Genomic DNA, 18,053 nt, shown 5'->3' on the forward strand with positions numbered 1-18,053 from the left:
CGCACGCCCGGCCGGGCCCTGACGACAGGCAGGCCAGCGGGCAGGCAGGCCGGCGGAAGAGCCGCGGACCACGGGTCCGCGGCTCTTCTCCGTGCCCGGACACATCGTCCGGGCGGGCTACGTCCGCCAGCCATTTCAGTGCTGTCATTTCCACGCTGCTATTTCCACCCTGTTATTTCCACTATTTCCACGGTGAAGCGTCCAGCTGGATGGCCACCACGTACAGGTGCTGGCCATGTTGGATCTTTTCGACCTCGTACACGCGCACCCGGGTCTCCGGGACGGTGGCCATCGAACGGCCGACGCCGAGTCCGTAGCTGAGCACCCCTTCGAAGTCGCCGGCCTGCGCATAGCCGGTGAGCGCCTTGTAGCCGATGCCGGGCGGGGGAGCGCTCTTGACGGTGCTCGCGGTGCCGTCCGCCGTGTGCGCCTGGGCGCCGCGGAACACCACCTTGAGGACGGCGCCGGCGCCCGGCAACGGGACGGGCAGTCCGCTGCCGTCGGCGAGCAGCTCGGGCACGAACTCGATGTCGTAGCTGGGGAAGCCTCCGTTGAAACGGAAGCTCATCTGGTCGTAGGGCGGGGTCTCGGACGGGTGCTGGCCCGCGCCGATCGCGTAGAGCGTGGGCAGCGGGGCCGCCGGCGGAGGTGCGATCGGCACCGGATTGCCGTGGGTGGCCTTGAACGTCCGGCCTGGCCCGGGCCAGGCCCAGTCGAGGGCGATCCTGCTGGCGATCACCTTGTCGCCGCTTTGCGGGGGCCCGATCTCGTCTGTGTCGCCGGGGGGAGCCGCCGTGGACGGAGCCGCTGTGGGCGTGCCAACCGGCGGGGACGGGGATGACGCAATTCCGGGCTGGCTGGTCCCGCCGGGCTGCGGTGAGGGCGGGGTGCAGGCGGTGAGAATCAGCAGCAGTCCCAGGATCCCCGCCCCGAAGTTCCTGGCCCGGAATTTCCGACCTCTGATCGCACTCACACTGAACTCCCCTCGACCGTCCCAGCCTAGGTCCGAAGAGATTCCCCCGCTCAGGGCCGAAAGTCACGGTGCCTTAGGGGTTGTTCGGCGCGGCGCTGGACTAGAGTCGTTCCTACCACCGCAGAAACGCAGACCGGCCGATGTCGCCGGGAACCCCGGAGCAAACTGGCTACTGCCCCGACCCATAAGGGGTTCATCCATGCGATACGTAGTTGGCTACACACCCAACGAACGCGGCGCCGACGCCGTAGCCCTGGCCTCGGCCATGGCCGGCGCACAGGGGGCGCACCTTGACCTGGTTTACGTGGCGGACCGGCGTGCCGCCAACGTCGATTCGAACGCCGAGGGGACCCGCGGCAGCGCTGCCGAGCAGGAAGCGCTGACCCCGGAGCGCGAAGGGCTGGCGCTGGTACCGGCGGAGCTGGAGGCAAACTTTCATCTCCGGCAGGCCGAGTCGTTCGCCGCGGGCCTGATCGACGCGGCAGTGGAATACCAGGCCGGTCTGATCGTGGTGGGCGCGGCGAACAACGGGCTGTTCAAGCGGTACAGCGTAGGAAGCGTGGCCAACGCCCTGCTCCATGCCTCGCCCTTTCCGGTGGCGCTGGCGCCCCGCGGTTATCGCCGCAGGGATCCCATCACGCGGCTGACCCTTGCGGTGGGCCAGCGCACCGGCGCGGAGGCGGCCATCGACGTGGCGATCGGAGCCGCGGGACGCCGCGGCGTCCCGTTGCGGCTCGTCTCGCTCGTGGAACTCGACGCCGGCGGGGACAGCGGAGAGAACATCAATGCCGCCCATGTCCATGCCAATACGGTCCTGACGGAGGCCTCACGCCGGCTCCCGGCGGGGCACAACGTGAGTGTTGAAGTGGCGCACGGCAGGACCATTGAGGAAGCGATCGACGACCTTGAGTGGGACGACGGCGAAGTTCTGATCGTGGGCTCGTCGCGGCTCGGGGAAAAGAACAAGCTCTTCATCGGCAGCACGGCCAACAAGGTCCTGCGCGCCCTCCCTGTCCCCATGGTGGTGGTCCCGCGGGACTACGAACGCAGCGATTCCGGCCAGCAGCTCTGAGCGCTGCACCGACCGGTGGCGACGCCTGGGAATGCCTCAGGCGGCGCGGGCGCGCTTCCGGCTGACGGAATTCTTCCGGGCGGTCCGCAGCATGTCCACGGTGAGCACCAGGAGGGCAAGCCAGACGACGCCGAAACCGATCCAGCGGTCAGGGGTCATGGCCTCCTTGAATACGGCGAGCGCCACGATGAACTGCAGGACCGGCGCAAAGTACTGCAGCAGGCCGATCGTGGTCATCGGCAGCCGACGCGCGGAGGCGCCGAAGAACAGCAGCGGCACCGCGGTGATGACGCCCGACGCCGCGAGCAGCCAGAAGTGGCCGGCGCCATTGGTGGTCAGGGTTGCGGCCCCGCTGACCGCGAGGAAGATCATGGTGGCCGCGGCGAGCGGCGCCAGCACGATGGTCTCGACGGTGAGGCTGGTGATCGCATCCGCGCGCGGTCCCACCCGCTTCTTGACGAAACCGTAGAGGCCGAAGCTCAGCGCCAGGGTCAACGCAATCCAGGGCAGCTTCCCGTAGGAGACGGTCAGGACGCCGACGGCGATGAACCCGATGCCGACGGCGGCCCACTGCAGCGGACGCAGCTTCTCCTTCAGGACGAAGACGCCCAGCAACACCGAGACCAGCGGGTTGATGAAGTAACCGAGGGAGGCCTCCACGGCCTGCCCGGTGGTCACACCGTATGTGTAGGTCAGCCAGTTCACCGCGATCAGCCCGGCCGCGATCGCAAGCGGGCCGATCACCGTACGGTTCCGGAACGCGGCTCCGAGCACCCGCCAGGAGCGGGTGATGGTGATCAGCAGGGTGCAGAACAGCAGCGACCAGACCACCCGGTTGGCCACGATTTCGACGGGCGCCGGCCGGTGCGAGCACAAAGAAGTACAGCGGCAGCAGCCCCCACAGCCCGTAGGCGCCGATGCCGAACAGGACGCCCGCCGTCGTGTCCTTGTCTACGGCCTTGAGTGGCGCAGGCTGCTTCCGCGCGCGGCTCTCCGACGGTGCGGCCGTATCCGGGGCGGTCGGCATGGCAGGAGAGAACGATCCGTCGGGTCTGGGCACAAGATCAATAACACCACCTGCGCGGCCCGTATTCCGTCCAATTGGTTCCCCGCGCCCGATGTCGCTGCGATCTCAGTCACCCGGAGCCCCCGCCCGTTGCCGCAGACATTTAGAATTAGGGATTGTGCGCTGCATGACGCGGCGCAGTCGCCAAGACTCAGAAGGGCTCCCGGTGTCCACCTCGGCCGAAACCACCTCCAAGCGTCCGCTCCGCGTTGCGATTGTCGGCGCCGGACCGGCCGGCGTATATGCCGCGGACATCCTGACCAAGTCCAATGAGGTCAAGGACGGCGATTTCGAGGTCAGCATCGACCTCTTCGAGGCGTACCCGGCGCCCTACGGCCTGATCCGCTACGGCGTAGCCCCGGACCACCCCCGGATCAAGGGGATCGTCAACGCCCTGCACAAGGTCCTGGACCGCGGGGACATCCGCTTCCTCGGCAACGTAACCTACGGCCGCGACCTCACGCTGCACGATTTCCGCTCGTTCTACGACGCCGTGATCTTCTCCACCGGCGCCATCAAGGATGCGGAGCTGGACATCCCCGGGATCGGGCTGGAGGGCTCCTTCGGCGGGGCCGATTTCGTCTCCTGGTACGACGGCCACCCCGACGTGCCACGGAACTGGCCGCTCGAGGCCAAGGAGATCGCGGTGGTTGGCAACGGCAACGTGGCGCTGGACGTGGCCCGCATGCTGGTCAAGCATGCCGACGAACTGCTCGTCACGGAAATCCCTGACAACGTCTACCAGGCGCTCAGGAACTCCCCGGTCACGGACGTCCATGTGTTCGGCCGCCGCGGCCCGGCCCAGGTGAAGTTCACCCCGCTGGAACTGCGCGAACTCTCCCATGCCAAAGATGTGGACATCGTCCTGCACCCGGAGGACTTTGAGTTCGACGAGGCCTCCGATGAGGCAATCCGCAGCAACAACCAGATCCGCACCATGGTCAACACCCTGACGAACTGGCTCGTCGAGGAGCATGCGGAGGCGGAGAAGCCGTCCTCCCGCCGGCTGCACCTGCACTTCCTGCACAGCCCGGTCGAGATCTACGACGATCCCGCCCACCCCGGCAAGGTCGCGGGCATCAGGTTCGAGCGGATGCAGCTGGACGGCACCGGAAACGCCAAGGGCACGGGGGAATACCTCGACTACCCGGTGCAGGCCGTCTACCGGGCGATCGGCTACCACGGCTCGCCGCTGGACGAACTGGAATACGACGCCCAGCGCGGTGTCATCCCCAACGAGGGCGGGCGGGTGCTCGATGCCGAGGGCAACCCGGTCCCCGGCATCTACGCGACCGGCTGGATCAAACGCGGGCCCGTCGGCCTGATCGGCCACACCAAGGGCGACGCGCTCGAGACCATCGGGTTCCTGCTCGAGGACCGGCTGACCCTCCCCCCGGCGCAGAACCCGGACCCGCAGGCCATTATCGATCTCCTGGAGGAGCGGGGCATTGAGTACACGACCTGGGAAGGCTGGATCAAGCTCGACGCCCACGAGCTGGCGCTGGGCGAGGAGTGGTCCGCCGCGGTGGACGCCAGCGGCATTGTCCGGGAGCGCGTCAAAGTGGTTCCCCGCGAGGACATGATCGAAATCTCCCGCGGCTAGCCGGCGGACTCGGCAGAGCGTCATCGGCCCTGAGCACGACGTCGGCCCTGAGCACGACGTCGGCCCTAGCCGGGCCGCGGGTCCGGCCACTAGACTTGCCGGACTCGGCCGCCTCCGGCAGGCCGTCGTGCCCGTCAGGTGGGAGTTCAATGAGGAATCTGGACCATCCGGCAGCATCCAATGGCTACACTGCGGAGCTGCGCCATAAGTATGCCAGCACCGGCCATGAGCAGCTGGACCCGCGTGGCCTGCTGTTCCCCGAGGCCCGGCAGCTGCCCGGGGTAAGCCCCGTAATCCAGGAGTCATGGCGGCGTTCCGCCCGGCTGCACGCCAACCCGGACCACCCCGAGGCCCCGCTGGCCATGGACCGCGAGGAACTTGTTGAGTACCGGCGCCAGCATCCCCTCGCCACCATCATGCCGGTCATCCACAAGCTGCTGGTCCTGCCCAGCCACGACAGCGGGATGCTGGTGGCCGTGGGAGACGAGCTCGGCCGGCTGCTCTGGGTTGACGGCGACGCCGCAATGCAGCGCAAGGCCGCAGCCATGATGTTCGTTCCGGGCGCCGACTGGTCCGAGGCAACCGTCGGTACCAGCGCGCCCGGCACCGCCCTCGCCCTGGGCCGCGGGATCCAGATCTCCGGCGCCGAGCACTACAAGCGGTCCGTCCACCCGTGGAGCTGCACGGCTGTGCCGTTCCACGATCCCGATTCGGGCGCCCTGCTCGGCGTCGTCGACATCACCGGCACCGAGTCCGCCGTCGCGCCGCACACCCTGTCCCTGGTTGAGGCGACCGTCGCCGCGGCGCAGGCATACCTGCGGGTGGAACGGCTCCAGCTGGCCGCCGCGAGTTCCGCGCCGCCGGCCCGGCGGCGCCGCCCGGCTGCTCCGGCAACGGCCGGCGCGGCGGCATCCACCCGGGACGCAACGAGCCTGTACCGCAACAGCCTCCAGCTGCTCGGCCGCGACCAGGCGCTGCTGAGCATTGCCGGCCGGACGGTGACCCTGTCTGCCCGGCACAGCGAGATCCTGGCGCTGCTCAGCACACACCCGGAAGGGCTCAACGCCGAAGAACTCTGCTCGCTGCTGTACTCCGGGGAGGCGTCCACCATGACGCTGCGGGCCGAGATGGTGCGCCTGCGCAAGGTTCTCCAGCAACTCAATCCGGACGCGGTCCCGCATTCCCGGCCCTACCGGCTGCCCGTGGATCTGGTGCCGGACTCCGGCCAGGTCCTCAATTGCCTGCAGCGGGGCGCCCACCGGATCGCCCTGGAGATCTACCGCGGCGCGGTACTGCCCCGCTCGGAAGCGCCCGGCATTACCGAGCTGCGGAACCGGGTCTCCTCCCTGCTGCGCGAGGCGGTGCTCACCGGCGGGAGTGCGGAGTCACTGCTGAAGTACGCCCGGCTGCCGGAGGCAAGGGACGACGTCGAGGTCCGGCTCGCGGCTCTGAAGCTGCTGCCGCCCCGGTCGCCAAAGCGTGCCGCCGTCGTCGCCGATCTCGAACGGCTGGACGCGGAACTCAGCGCGTGACAGCCGGAAGTGATCAGGCTCACTTCGGTTGCAACCTGACTGCAACCTCCCTGCTCCTACGCTGAGGGCAACGGCAACTGCCATCGTCAGTTCGCCATCAATCCTGCATAGCAAAGGAGCTAGCAATGACTGTCTACGCACAGCCCGGTACCGAGGGCTCGAAGGTCACCTTCAAGGACCGTTATGAGAACTGGATCGGCGGCGAGTGGACTGCCCCGGTCAAGGGTCAGTACTTCGAGAACATCACCCCCGTCACCGGTAAGGCCTTCTGCGAGGTTGCCCGCGGCACTGCAGAGGACATTGAACTGGCGCTGGACGCAGCCCACAAGGTGGCACCTTCCTGGGGAAAGACCTCCGTCGCAGAGCGCGCCGCTATCCTGAACAAGATCGCCGACCGGATCGACGCGAACCTCGAAATGCTCGCCGTCGCTGAATCCTGGGACAACGGAAAACCGATCCGCGAAACCCTCAACGCCGACCTCCCGCTCGCAGCGGACCACTTCCGCTACTTCGCGTCCGCCGTCCGTGCCCAGGAAGGCCGCCTGTCCCAGCTCGATGACGACACTACCGCCTACCACTACCATGAGCCGCTCGGCGTTGTCGGCCAGATCATCCCCTGGAACTTCCCGATCCTGATGGCCGTCTGGAAGCTCGCCCCGGCTCTCGCCGCCGGCAACGCCGTGGTCCTGAAGCCGGCCGAGCAGACGCCGACGTCCATCCTCGTCCTGATGGAGCTCATCGGCGACCTTCTGCCCGCCGGTGTGCTCAACGTCGTCAACGGCTTCGGCGTCGAGGCCGGCAAACCGCTGGCCTCCAGCCCCCGCATCCGCAAGATCGCTTTCACCGGAGAGACCACAACCGGCCGCCTGATCAGCCAGTATGCCAGCCAGAACCTTATTCCGGTGACCCTGGAACTCGGCGGCAAGAGCCCGAACATCTTCTTTAACGACGTCGCCGACACCAATGATGCGTTTTACGACAAGGCCCTTGAGGGCTTCACCCTCTTCGCCTTCAACCAGGGCGAAGTCTGCACCTGCCCGTCCCGGGCCTTGGTCCAGGACGGCATCTACGACTCCTTCATGGCCGACGCGCTGGCCCGCACCCGCAAGATCATCCAGGGCAACCCGCTGGACACCGACACCCAGCTCGGCGCCCAGGCCTCCAACGACCAACTCGAAAAGATCCTCTCCTACATCGACATCGGCAAGCAGGAAGGCGCCAAGGCACTCACCGGCGGCGCCCGTGCCGAGATGTCCGGAGACCTGGCCGGCGGCTACTACGTCCAGCCGACCATCTTCGAAGGCCACAACAAGATGCGCATCTTCCAGGAGGAGATCTTCGGCCCGGTGGTGTCCGTCGCCCGCTTCAGCGATTACAACGACGCCATGGGCATTGCCAACGACACCCTCTATGGCCTGGGTGCCGGCGTCTGGTCCCGCAACGGCAACGTGGCCTACCGCGCCGGCCGCGAAATCCAGGCCGGGCGGGTGTGGGTCAACAACTACCACGCCTACCCGGCCGGGGCCGCGTTCGGCGGGTACAAGTCCTCCGGCATCGGGCGCGAGAACCACTCGATGATGCTGGACCACTACCAGCAGACCAAGAACCTGCTGGTCAGCTACTCGGAGAACAAGCTCGGCTTCTTCTAGGCGGCACTGAACCGGGCGGGGATGGATCAGGACTGATCCGTCCCCGCCCACACCCCCTTCCGCGGCCCGTCCCGCGTTCCGCCCTTTCGTCCGCCGCAACCAGATGAGGTCCCGATGTCCCAGACCAGGCTCGACGCCGCCGTGACCCGCCCCGGTGAGGATTTCTCGCGGGTGGCGCTCACCCCTGAGTCCGTTGACCTGCTGCGCAAGCTGTGGAAGCAGCATGGGCCGCTGATGTTCCACCAGTCCGGCGGCTGCTGTGATGGTTCTTCGCCGATGTGTTATCCGGCCGGGGAGTTCATCACGGGGGACTCGGACGTGCAGCTGGGACTGTTCGACATTTCGGACGGGCTGCGGCCGCAGCCGGTGGAATTCTGGATGTCCCGGGAGCAGTTCAACTACTGGAGCCACACCCACCTGACCGTCGACGTCGTCCCGGGCCGGGGGAGCGGCTTCTCGGTGGAATCCCCCGAGGGCAAGAGATTCCTGATCCGCTCCACCCTGATGGACTGGCCGGTCTGAGGACGCGGCAGACCGGTCCGGAGCCTTGTGGCGCCGTCCGTCTCAGTATGTAGGACAAAAATGGTGGTCCAAGGGATGGACACTACGATTGATAGGTCTGTTTCCAACAAGTTATCGAGATTGTGGACTTTCCTATGAACCTTTTCCGGACCAAATCCATCGAGCAGTCCATGGCTGACGCCGATGAACCCGGACGTCAGCTGAAGCGGTCGCTCAGCACCTGGGACTTGATGATCATGGGCGTCGCCGTTGCTGTCGGCGCCGGTATCTTCTCCGTCGGTGCCAAGGCCGCCGCGAATTTTGCCGGCCCGGCCGTGACCATTTCCTTCGCCATCGCCGCGGTCACCTGCGCGCTCGCCATCATGTGCTACGCCGAATTCGCCACCGCGATCCCGGTGGCGGGCTCCGCCTACGTCTTCACCTACGCCACCATGGGCGAACTGCTTGCCTGGATCATCGGCTGGAACCTGATCCTGGAACTGTTCACCGCCGGCGCCGTGATCGCCAAGTACTGGGGCATCTACCTCAGCAAGGTGTTCGCGCTGATGGGCGTCGACATTCCGCCGTCGATCTCCGTCGGGGGCATTGACCTCTACTGGGGCGCCTTCCTGATTGTCGCCGTGTTCACCGTGCTGCTGGTGCTGGGGACCAAGCTGTCCGCCCGCGTCGGCAACGTCTTCACCCTGATCAAGATCGCGGTCGTGCTCTTCGTCATCGTGGTCGGCTTTACCTACGTGAAGTTCGAGAACTATGCCCCGTTCGTGCCCGCCTCTGAGCCCACCGGCGGCACCGGAACCGCGGACGTCCTCAAGCAGTCCTTCTTCGGTTTCCTCACCGGCGCCGCCCCCGCGCAGTACGGCACGCTGGGAATCTTCGCCGGCGCCGCCCTGGTCTTCTTCGCCTTCATCGGCTTCGACGTGGTGGCCACCTCGGCCGAGGAAGTCAAGAACCCGCAGAAGACCTTGCCCCGCGGTATCTTTGGCGGCCTCGCGGTCGTCACGGTCCTCTACATCCTGGTGTCGCTGGCGTTGACCGGCATGGTGTCCTACACCGAACTGGCCGAAGCTGAGAATCCGACGCTGACCACCGCCTTCGAGGCCGTGGGGAATACCGACGCGGCCAAGATCATCGCGTTCGGGTCCCTCGTGGGCCTCACTACGGTGATCATGGTGCTGCTCATGGGGCTGTCCCGAGTGGTCCTGGCCATGAGCCGCGACGGCCTGCTGCCGCGCTCCCTGTCCAAGACCAGCACGACCCGCGCGACGCCGGTCCGCCTGCAGATCATCTGCGGCGCAGGCGTGGCCCTCGTGGCCGGACTGACGAATGTGGACCTGCTGGAGGAAATGATCAACATCGGCACGCTGTCGGCCTTCGTGATGGTGAGCCTGGGCATCCTGGTCCTGCGGAAGAAGCGCCCGGACCTGAAGCCGGCGTTCCGTGTGCCGTTCGGCAAGGTGCTCCCGATCGTCTCTGCGGTTCTCTGCCTCTACCTGATGACCAACCTCGCGGTAGAGACCTGGATCTTCTTCGCCATCTGGCTCGTGATCGGCATCGCCATCTACTTCGCCTACGGTCAGCGCCACTCGCGGCTGAACGAGAAGTTCGCCGACGCCAAGGCTTCCGTCAATGGCCCGGCCGTGAATGCAGCCGAGCCCGCGTACCGGAAGGCGCAGGACAACGACGACGAGTTCACCCGCGTCTGACTCTGATCTAGTGCCGTGGGCTGCTGGTCCTCGCACCTACCCTCAACCGCCCGTCCCCTCAACCGCCCGGCGATCCTCGGATCGGCGGGCGGTTTTGCGTCTGCGGCACAAGAGGTCGGCCTGCGGGGACTCAGGCTGCGGTCGAGTCATGGCGGCGTTCACGTTTTCGGGTCTTGGCGTGGTGCCGGAGCTCGCGCCGGAGGTGTCGGGCCGTTGCAGCTGCCGGCATGGCGTGCGGCCTTACGGCCTCTGTGTCCCGAATTGGTGAGCCCCGTACTGGCGTCCCGGGCAGGGGTGGCGCGGTGGAGTGGTAGCTGTGGCCGGAGGGGGTGGTGACGTCGAGGGTGTGTCTGGGCTCATTCGCCCCCGCAGGCCCGGGCCGGGGCCGGCTTGTCCAGCCGGGGGTCTCCTTGGTGTGGTTGCAGGCTTCACAGAGCCCGGCTCCGTTGGCGGCGGCCGTCGCGCCTCCTTCGGCCCACGGGAGGATGTGGTCCAGATGCCGGATCGGGGCGTCGCAGTACGGGGTGCGGCAGGTGTCGTCCCGGGCCTGGAGGAAGCGCCGGAGCCCGGCGGGGAAGAGCCGGGCCCGTGAGTCCATCGCGACGAGGTCCCCGGTGCCGGGGGCGGTGTAGAGCCGCCGCAGCCAGGTCTGCAGCTGGCGGTCGCCGCCACTGCCGCCTCCGCTGCCTTTGCCTCCGGCGCCCGGGCCCGATCCTTCGGCACCCGGCGCTGAGCCGGCGTTTTTGATCAGCTCGCGGGCCCAGCCGGCGGGGACGATGCCGTAGCCGGGGAGCCTCGCGGGTTCACTGTCGCCCTGGAAGAGGGTCCGGTCGGTCATCACGAGCTGGATTTCGATGCCGGTGTATCCTCCCGGGGTGCCGGTGAGGCGTTCGACGAGGCTGTCGGCCATGAGCTGGCCGCGGCCGCGGGGGTCCCCGCCGGCCCGGGCCGTGTCGGCCTGCCGGGACAGGGCGGCGTAAGCGGCGACGCCGGCGGAGACCGGGAGCAGCGCGGTCAGGTAGCACATGGTGTCCGGCGCGGGGCGGAGGCTCACGTGCCGTTCGGCGGCGGCATGGCTGGCCCGCTCGGTGACCGAGCGCGGGTCCCGGCGGTAGGCCGCTGCCCTGGCCGCGGCGGCGATGGCGCGGTCGCCGGCGCCGGTGAAGGTGCCGGTGTCGGCGGCGAGTTCCTCATCGACCGCGCAGCGGTCCGCGGCTGACAGGCAGGCGGTTTCCTTCACCAGCAAGGTGGCGCGCCATTCGTTGAGCTGGCCGGTCTCAAGCGCGGCGAGGGTATGCGGCATTTCGGTCACGAGGGCCTTCGCCAGGCCCAGGAGCCGGGAGCCGCGGGCCGGGGATTCCCGCCGGGCGAGCGCGATCTGCGCCCCGACCCCGGTGCCTAACTGGTCGGCGGGTAGTCCGGCTTCGGCCTGTTCGCGGCGCTGTTGGAGATCAAAAGTGACGGCGAGTTGCGCCTGCAGCGCAGCCGCGGCGGATTTGAGGTCCTCCAGCCTGCGGATGTGGTCGATTGGTCCGGCATCGCCATCGGCGCAGTCGTCAGCACCGAGGGGGCCAAGGCCGCCGCCGGAGTCATCGGCGCCGGGAAGGGAGGGGCACGCGGTAGCGAGCAGGCGGGCGAAGTCGGTCACCATCGCGCCGCTTCCAGTGCCGCCGCCTGCTGCCCGAACCACTTCGGGCGCCTGATTGCCGTCCATGATCATAGTCAATCAGTCACCTGTGACAAAAAAGGCTTCGGCTCCCTGCGGCTCATGACGGCCGGATCATGGGGCGCCGGGCCCGCGCGGCCACCGCCGCCCGCCTCGGTCTGACAGTTGTTCCGGTTGTAAGGACGAGGAGAGGACGAGGGCGGCGGCGGTGGCACCCCCTGCACTAGTGGCCGGGCACGGCCGCGCCGTGCTTCTCATGGCGCGGCATGGCGGCCCACCCAGTCCACCAGCGGACGCAGCCGGTCCCAGAGCGCAGCGATTTCCCCGACAGCTTCCGGGGTGGCCGCCCACGTCGCCTGGCCCAAATACGCGCCGGCCGAGAGGGACTTGTGTTTCAGGAGTTCGGCCCTCGGATGCTCGGGAGGGAAGCCGCGGGGGACCGTCTTGAGTTTCTCCCCTTCCACGGCAAAGCCGGCGCGGGCAACGGCGTCCACGATGTGCTGCAGGGCGCCGCCCGTCCCGGAGGCATCAACAGAGTTACGGTACCGGACCAGCTGCGCGGGCGAATGGGAATGGTAGCCGCCACCCACCAGCAGGCCGTCGGCGCTCAGATGGAGGTGGTAGCCCAGGCCTTCCTGCGTGGACGCGAAGGCACCTTGCGCTGTTTTGTAGGGTGATTTGTCCTGCGAGAACCGAATATCCCTGTTGGGACGGAAGATCTTCCCCGGCCCGAACCTAGGTTCCAGTTCGTCGAGCAGCGCCATGAACGGATCCCTGATCAGGGCGTTATAGCTGTCCTTGTGCGCCAGCCACCACTCGCGGTTGTTGTTGTCTTCAAGTTCCGCATAGAACGCAAACGCCTCCGCGGGAATCCCCTGGAAAGTAGTCATAACGCGATCCTAGGCACCCCGGGCTGGTGGCAGCCACCGTCAAGACTGCTATGTGGATACAGGGAGTGTGCAAAAAACGGGCCGCGCACACGGGACGGTGCAAACAAGGGTATGCAAAACACCTCGCCCCGCCACGGAATCCGTGGCGGGGCGAGGTGTTCTAGCAAATGCGTACGAGCCGCTATTAGCCGATCTTGTTCGCTGCCTCGGCGCCGGAGGTGCCGCCGATGACGCCAGCTTCAGCCGCGCCCAGGTTGGCGCGCAGCTTCGCGCCGAGCTCGGCGTCGACGTTGGTCCAGTACTGGATGGCGCGTTCCTTGATGCCGGCGTTCTTCACGCCGCCCACGGCACCGGTGATGGTCTCCAGCAGGCGTGCCTTTTCGCCGTCGTTGAACACTTCGCGGTACAGCGTGCCGGCCTGGCCGAAGTCGCCGTCCTCGGCATGCAGGGAGTGTGCGGAGAGCGTCAGCGCGCCGTCGTTCTCCCAGCCGCCTGCCGGGCTCTGCGGCTCCACGGCAGCCGGGCCGCCGACAGAGTTCGGGGCGTAGACCGGTACCGAAGGAGCGTTGAAGTGGTAGCGCCCGGCGCCGTCCTGGCTGTAGTTGTTGACCTGGCTCTTGGGCAGGTTCACGGGGAGCTGCGCGTGGTTGGTGCCCACGCGGTAGCGGTGTGCGTCCGCGTAGGAGAAGATGCGGGCCTGCAGCATCTTGTCCGGGGAAGCGGCAATGCCCGGCACGAAGTTCGAGGGCGCGAAGGTGGCCTGCTCGATCTGCGCGAAGTAGTTCTCCGGGTTCCGGTTCAGCTCCATGGTGCCGACCTTGATCAGCGGGTAGTCCGCGTGCGGCCAAACCTTGGTGAGGTCGAACGGGTTGAAGCGGTACGTCTTGGCGTCTTCGTACGGCATGACCTGGACGTGCAGGTCCCAGGACGGGAAATTGCCGGCGGCAATGTTTTCCTGCAGGTCGCGGATGTAGAAGTCCGCGTCCGATCCGGCCAGCGCCTCGGCCTCGTCGCCCGTGATGGAGTTGACGCCCTGGTTGGACTTGAAGTGGTACTTGACCCAGAAGCGCTCGCCCTCCGCATTGATCCACTGGTAGGTGTGCGAGCCGTAGCCCTGCATTTCACGCCAGGAGGCCGGCAGGCCACGGTCGCCCATGAGCCAGGTGACCTGGTGTGCGGACTCGGGGGAGAGGGTCCAGAAGTCCCACTGCATGTCCGCGTCGCGGAGGTGGCTGCCCGGGAGGCGCTTCTGCGAGTGGATGAAGTCCGGGAACTTGATGCCATCGCGGATGAAGAACACCGGGGTGTTGTTGCCGACGAGGTCGTAGTTGCCCTCGGTGGTGTAGAACTTCACCGCGAAGCCGCGGGGGTCGCGCCAGGTGTCGGGGGAGCCGTTTTCGCCGGCGACGGAGGAGAAGCGGATCAGCATCTCCGTATCAACTCCCGGCTGCAGGAAAGCGGCCTTGGTGTACTTTGAGACGTCTTCGGTGGTCTTGAAGGTACCGAACGCGCCGCCGCCCTTGGCGTGCACTACGCGCTCCGGAACCCGCTCGCGGTTGAACTGTGCCAGCTTCTCGATCAGGTAGTGATCGGTCAGGATGATGGCGCCATCGGCGCCGGTTGCCTGGGAATGGGCATCGGACGTGACCGGGGCGCCTGACTGGGTCGTCGACACTGCGGGCGCAGAGATGTTCTGAGTCATCTTTCTCCTATTTCTAGTTTCTTGCTTAGTTTCGTTCTGAGGGAAGTTTTTGGCGGCGCTGGCAGTCTTCGCAGATGCCCTGGTACATCACGTCGGCGATCTGGATGGTCATCGGCTTGGTGCCCTCATCCCAGTGCGGGGTGAGGCACGGCGCGTGGCCGACGGCGCATTCGACGTCTTCGACGCGGCCGCAGCCAATGCACACCGCGTGGTGGTGGTTGTCGCCCACGCGCGTCTCATACAGGGCGGGGGAGTGCGGGGGCTCGAAGCGGCGCAACATCTGTAGATCCGTCAGGTCGCCCAGGACCACATAGACGGACTGCGCCGTCAGTTCGGGCAGTTCCTGGCGGGCGGCGGCGAGAATGCTCTCGGCCGGGGAGTGCGGATGGTGTTCGACGGCGGCGAGCACGGCGAGTCGCTGCTTCGTCACCCGACGGCCGTGGGCACGCAGGGCGGCAGCCCATGCATCGTGAGCGCCGGCGGAAACTGTCATGACCCTATTCAAGCACTTATTATGATTGCCTCACAATAAGGCAAGGCTAACCCGGTTCCACGGCAGCACTGCGCACCCTAAAGTGACCGGGTGGGGAAATTTCTGGCGGACATCACGCCGCTGCGCGAGAGTCCGGCCTTCCGCCGTCTGTGGCTGGGCTCAGCAGTCTCCGCACTGGGCAGCCAACTGACCCTGGTGGCGGTCAGCCTGGAGGTCTACCGCCTCACCCAGGACAGCCTCTATGTGGGGTTGCTCAGCATCTTCGCGTTGGTCCCGCTCGTGTTCGGCGGCTTGATCGGGGGGCTCTATAGCGGACGCCCACGATCGCCGCAGGGTGGCACTGCTGGCCTCTTCAGTCCTGTGGTTGACCACCGCATCCCTGGCACTCCAGGCCTGGCTGCAGCTGGGAAACGTCTGGCTGCTCTATGTCCTTGTTGCCGTGCAGAGTGGCGCGCAGGCCATCAACCAGCCAGCGCGCAGCGCCATAATCCCGGTGCTGGTCCGCAAGGAACTGCTGCCGGCCGCCAATGCCCTGAGCATGATGAGCTTCGGCCTGAGCATGACGGCCGGGCCCCTGCTGGCCGGAGTGCTGGTGGCCTCGGTCGGCTTCGCCTGGACGTATTCGATCGACGTAGTCAGCTTTGCCTTCGCGTTCTGGGCGCTCCTGAAGCTGCCGCCCATGCCGCCGGGGGAGCATGCCCGGCCAGCGGGGCTGCGATCCGTCGTCGAGGGCTTCCGGTTCCTAGGTACGCGGCCCAACCTGCGGATGACCTTCATCATCGATCTTGTCGCCATGATCTTCGCCCAGCCCCGGGCGCTGCTGCCCGCGATCGGCGCGCTGATGATCGGCGGCGGCGAGGCCACGGTGGGTATCCTGCTCGCGTCGACCGCCGTCGGAGCTTTCCTGGCCGGGCTTTTCTCCGGGCCGCTGGGAGCGGTGCGCCGGCAGGGAGCCGCCGTCGTCTGGTCCGTGATGGGCTGGGGAGCCTCGATTGCCGGCTTCGGCCTGGTGGTGCTGCTCGCCGGTCGCTCGGGCGAGGGCGGGGTGACGCTGTGGCTGCTGCCGGCGGCACTTTGTTGCGCGCTCGCCGGCATTGCCGACTCCATCAGTGCGGTCTTCCGTACGACCATTCTGCAGGCCTCCGCCCCGGACCATCTGCGGGGGCGGCTTCAGGGTGTCTTCATTGTTGTGGTGGCCGGTGGCCCGCGGGTGGGGGACATGCTCGCAGGTGGCGGGACTAAACTTTTGAGTGAGGGTTGGGTCCTGTTGCTGGGTGGTTTGCTATGCATCGTGGTGGCATGGGTGGTGGCGCACCTGCAGTCGGGCTTCCTGAAGTACGACGCGCGGAACCCCGTCCCATAGCGGTTCGTTTTTCCGGAAGAAGCGGTTCCCGGAACGCCAACGGGAGCCCGAGGTGGGAGGGACAGTGCATCGACATCACAATGGCCTGAAGACCGCGGCCCTGTTCGGCGTACTGTGGACGGTGTTGCTCGGACTGGGCGCGCTGATCGGATCCAGCACGCGTAGCGCTGCGCCGATCTGGATCATGGCCCTGGTCGGCGTCGGCACCACGGCGTACGGGTACTGGAACAGCGACAAAATTGCCATCAGGGTGATGCAGGCCTACCCGGTGGCGGAAGCCGACGCTCCGCAGCTCTACCAGATCGTCCGGGAGCTCTCCACCCGGGCGCAGCGGCCGATGCCCAGGATTTACATTTCGCCGACGATGTCCCCGAATGCCTTTGCCACCGGACGGGACCCGCAGAATGCGGCCGTGTGCTGCACCGCGGGGATCCTCCGGCTCCTTGATGCCCGGGAGCTCCGCGCGGTGCTGGGCCACGAGCTGATGCACGTCTACAACCGGGACATCCTGACCTCCTCGGTGGCCGCCGCCGTCGCCGGCGTCATCACCTCGGTGGGGCAGATGCTGCTGTTCTTCGGCGGCGGGGACCGCCGCAATGCGAACCCGCTGGCGATGCTCGCGATGGCGCTGTTGGCCCCGTTCGCCGCGGCACTGATCCAGATGGCCATATCCCGCACCCGGGAGTTCGACGCCGATGAGGACGGCGCCGTGCTGACCGGGGATCCGCTCGCACTCGCCTCGGCCCTGCGCAAGATCGAGCAGGGCGTGCAGCTGGCGCCGCTGCCGCCGGACCAGCAGCTGGTCAATGCCTCGCACCTGATGATCGCGAACCCGTTCCGCGGCCCGGGCATGGCGAAGCTGTTCTCGACGCATCCGCCAATGAATGAGCGGATCGGGCGGCTGGAGCGGATGGCGGGGAGGCCGCTGGTCTGATTGCCTGCTAGCTGCGGAAGTTCACGAACTGCCCGCTACTAATTGGATGATGTTGACAACCGCGAAATTCCGGCCTTTATGGTTGGCCGTGACGGCACGGAAATGGCCCATTGCGGACCTCTTGCGGACTTTCTGCGGACTGGACAGCCTCGCCAACGAGAAACCCCGCCAGTCACCGCGACTGGCGGGGTTCTCTGTGCGTGGTCGTTAGTAGCGGACGACGTACGTCCTGCTGAACCGGTAGCTGACCTGGTTCCCTAACGTGCCCTTGACGCGGACGACGAACTTATCGCCTTTGCTTTCCCAGACCGGCGGCCCCCAGACCTTAGTGGTGTTAGACCAGCCGCCTGCGAAGATTTTGCCGTTCCTGAACCAACGGTATTCCAGCTTGGTGCCCTTGGGCCAGCCGTACTTGTTCGCCCTCAGGACTGTTCCTGGGGTGACGTATACGGTGGACTTACCGGCTGTGCATTTCGCGGTAGTTTGGGCACATGTGGCGGGCGAGCGTCCGTTGGCGCTTGCCGGGGCCGCCGTCACGAGGCCTCCTGCTCCCAGGGCAACGGAAAGGGCGGCAGCGGCTGCTGCTTTACGGAAGATCGATCGTTTCAATGCTGGCACGGTTCCCCGCACCTCCTGTCGGTGGTTGGCAGATAAATTTTGGCTGCTGAACGCTTCCGACATACACCGTCTACGGCGCCCCCGAGCATGAGTATAGCCACAAGGGTCCCAGGGGCATCAAAGGCGCAGGGCCTAGGCAGGAAGGAATCCGGGGAGCCGGTTTCCCCACGTGATGCCACGTAGGTTTTGAGCAATGGGCTGCAGCCCAGGTGTGGGCCACCGGGACCAAGCTGAAAGCCGAACAAGCGCTCGCAATAGCTACGTTCC

Annotated in this window: 13 protein-coding genes and 2 pseudogenes; 8 read left to right on the top strand and 7 right to left on the bottom strand. The window is 66.8% G+C overall.

Annotated elements, in window-relative coordinates:
* Window positions 1-181: 181 nt before the first annotated feature.
* Window positions 182-973, bottom strand: coding sequence for a hypothetical protein (locus QFZ69_RS03540; protein WP_306915641.1), 792 nt, complete (start codon window positions 971-973; stop codon window positions 182-184).
* Between the two features lie 199 nt (window positions 974-1,172).
* Between QFZ69_RS03540 and QFZ69_RS03545 the strand changes: the two genes are divergently transcribed.
* Window positions 1,173-2,045 carry a universal stress protein gene (locus QFZ69_RS03545; RefSeq protein ID WP_306915642.1) on the top strand — a complete coding sequence of 291 codons (873 nt, stop codon included), beginning with the start codon at window positions 1,173-1,175 and terminating at the stop codon, window positions 2,043-2,045.
* 36 nt (window positions 2,046-2,081) lie between these two features.
* Here the strand turns inward: QFZ69_RS03545 and rarD are convergent.
* Window positions 2,082-3,105, bottom strand: a pseudogene (rarD, locus tag QFZ69_RS03550) (EamA family transporter RarD).
* 172 nt (window positions 3,106-3,277) lie between these two features.
* On the opposite strand from rarD, the gene QFZ69_RS03555 reads away from it, so the two are divergent.
* The 5 genes from QFZ69_RS03555 to QFZ69_RS03575 all read left to right on the top strand — a co-directional run bounded on the left by QFZ69_RS03555 (window position 3,278) and on the right by QFZ69_RS03575 (window position 10,120).
* A complete protein-coding gene (locus QFZ69_RS03555) occupies window positions 3,278-4,714 on the top strand; it encodes an FAD-dependent oxidoreductase (RefSeq protein ID WP_306915644.1) in 1,437 nt (478 codons plus the stop codon).
* Window positions 4,715-4,863: 149 nt separating this feature from the next.
* A complete protein-coding gene (locus QFZ69_RS03560) occupies window positions 4,864-6,246 on the top strand; it encodes a GAF domain-containing protein (protein ID WP_306915645.1) in 1,383 nt (460 codons plus the stop codon).
* A gap of 125 nt (window positions 6,247-6,371) precedes the next feature.
* The gene (locus QFZ69_RS03565; RefSeq protein ID WP_306915646.1) at window positions 6,372-7,895 is read left to right on the top strand and encodes an aldehyde dehydrogenase family protein; all 1,524 of its coding nucleotides are present in this window, start codon (window positions 6,372-6,374) and stop codon (window positions 7,893-7,895) included.
* A gap of 114 nt (window positions 7,896-8,009) precedes the next feature.
* A complete protein-coding gene (locus QFZ69_RS03570) occupies window positions 8,010-8,417 on the top strand; it encodes a DUF779 domain-containing protein (RefSeq protein ID WP_306915647.1) in 408 nt (135 codons plus the stop codon).
* Between the two features lie 134 nt (window positions 8,418-8,551).
* A complete protein-coding gene (locus tag QFZ69_RS03575) occupies window positions 8,552-10,120 on the top strand; it encodes an amino acid permease (RefSeq protein WP_306915648.1) in 1,569 nt (522 codons plus the stop codon).
* Window positions 10,121-10,250: 130 nt separating this feature from the next.
* Here QFZ69_RS03575 and QFZ69_RS03580 read toward each other — a convergent pair whose 3' ends face one another.
* The 4 genes from QFZ69_RS03580 to QFZ69_RS03595 form a co-directional block, all read right to left on the bottom strand.
* A complete protein-coding gene (locus tag QFZ69_RS03580; RefSeq protein WP_306915649.1) occupies window positions 10,251-11,834 on the bottom strand; it encodes an HNH endonuclease in 1,584 nt (527 codons plus the stop codon).
* Between the two features lie 206 nt (window positions 11,835-12,040).
* The gene (locus QFZ69_RS03585) at window positions 12,041-12,676 is read right to left on the bottom strand and encodes a DUF2461 domain-containing protein (RefSeq protein ID WP_306915650.1); all 636 of its coding nucleotides are present in this window, start codon (window positions 12,674-12,676) and stop codon (window positions 12,041-12,043) included.
* A 184-nt stretch (window positions 12,677-12,860) separates the two neighbouring features.
* Window positions 12,861-14,378 (bottom strand): catalase, encoded by a 1,518-nt coding sequence (locus QFZ69_RS03590; protein ID WP_306915651.1) that lies wholly within the window; start codon window positions 14,376-14,378, stop codon window positions 12,861-12,863.
* Window positions 14,379-14,403: 25 nt separating this feature from the next.
* The gene (locus QFZ69_RS03595) at window positions 14,404-14,871 is read right to left on the bottom strand and encodes a Fur family transcriptional regulator (RefSeq protein WP_306915652.1); all 468 of its coding nucleotides are present in this window, start codon (window positions 14,869-14,871) and stop codon (window positions 14,404-14,406) included.
* A 90-nt stretch (window positions 14,872-14,961) separates the two neighbouring features.
* Between QFZ69_RS03595 and QFZ69_RS03600 the strand changes: the two are divergent.
* Together QFZ69_RS03600 and htpX are read left to right on the top strand one after the other, a co-directional pair.
* Window positions 14,962-16,234, top strand: a pseudogene (locus QFZ69_RS03600) (MFS transporter).
* A 64-nt stretch (window positions 16,235-16,298) separates the two neighbouring features.
* Window positions 16,299-17,168, top strand: a complete 870-nt coding sequence (htpX, locus tag QFZ69_RS03605) for a zinc metalloprotease HtpX (protein WP_306915653.1) — start codon at window positions 16,299-16,301, stop codon at window positions 17,166-17,168.
* A 207-nt stretch (window positions 17,169-17,375) separates the two neighbouring features.
* Here the strand turns inward: htpX and QFZ69_RS03610 are convergent, their stop codons facing one another.
* The gene (locus QFZ69_RS03610; RefSeq protein WP_306999910.1) at window positions 17,376-17,786 is read right to left on the bottom strand and encodes a hypothetical protein; all 411 of its coding nucleotides are present in this window, start codon (window positions 17,784-17,786) and stop codon (window positions 17,376-17,378) included.
* Between the last annotated feature and the right edge of the window lie 267 nt (window positions 17,787-18,053).

The sequence above is a fragment of the Arthrobacter sp. V1I7 genome, from assembly GCF_030817015.1.
Classification (GTDB): domain Bacteria; phylum Actinomycetota; class Actinomycetes; order Actinomycetales; family Micrococcaceae; genus Arthrobacter.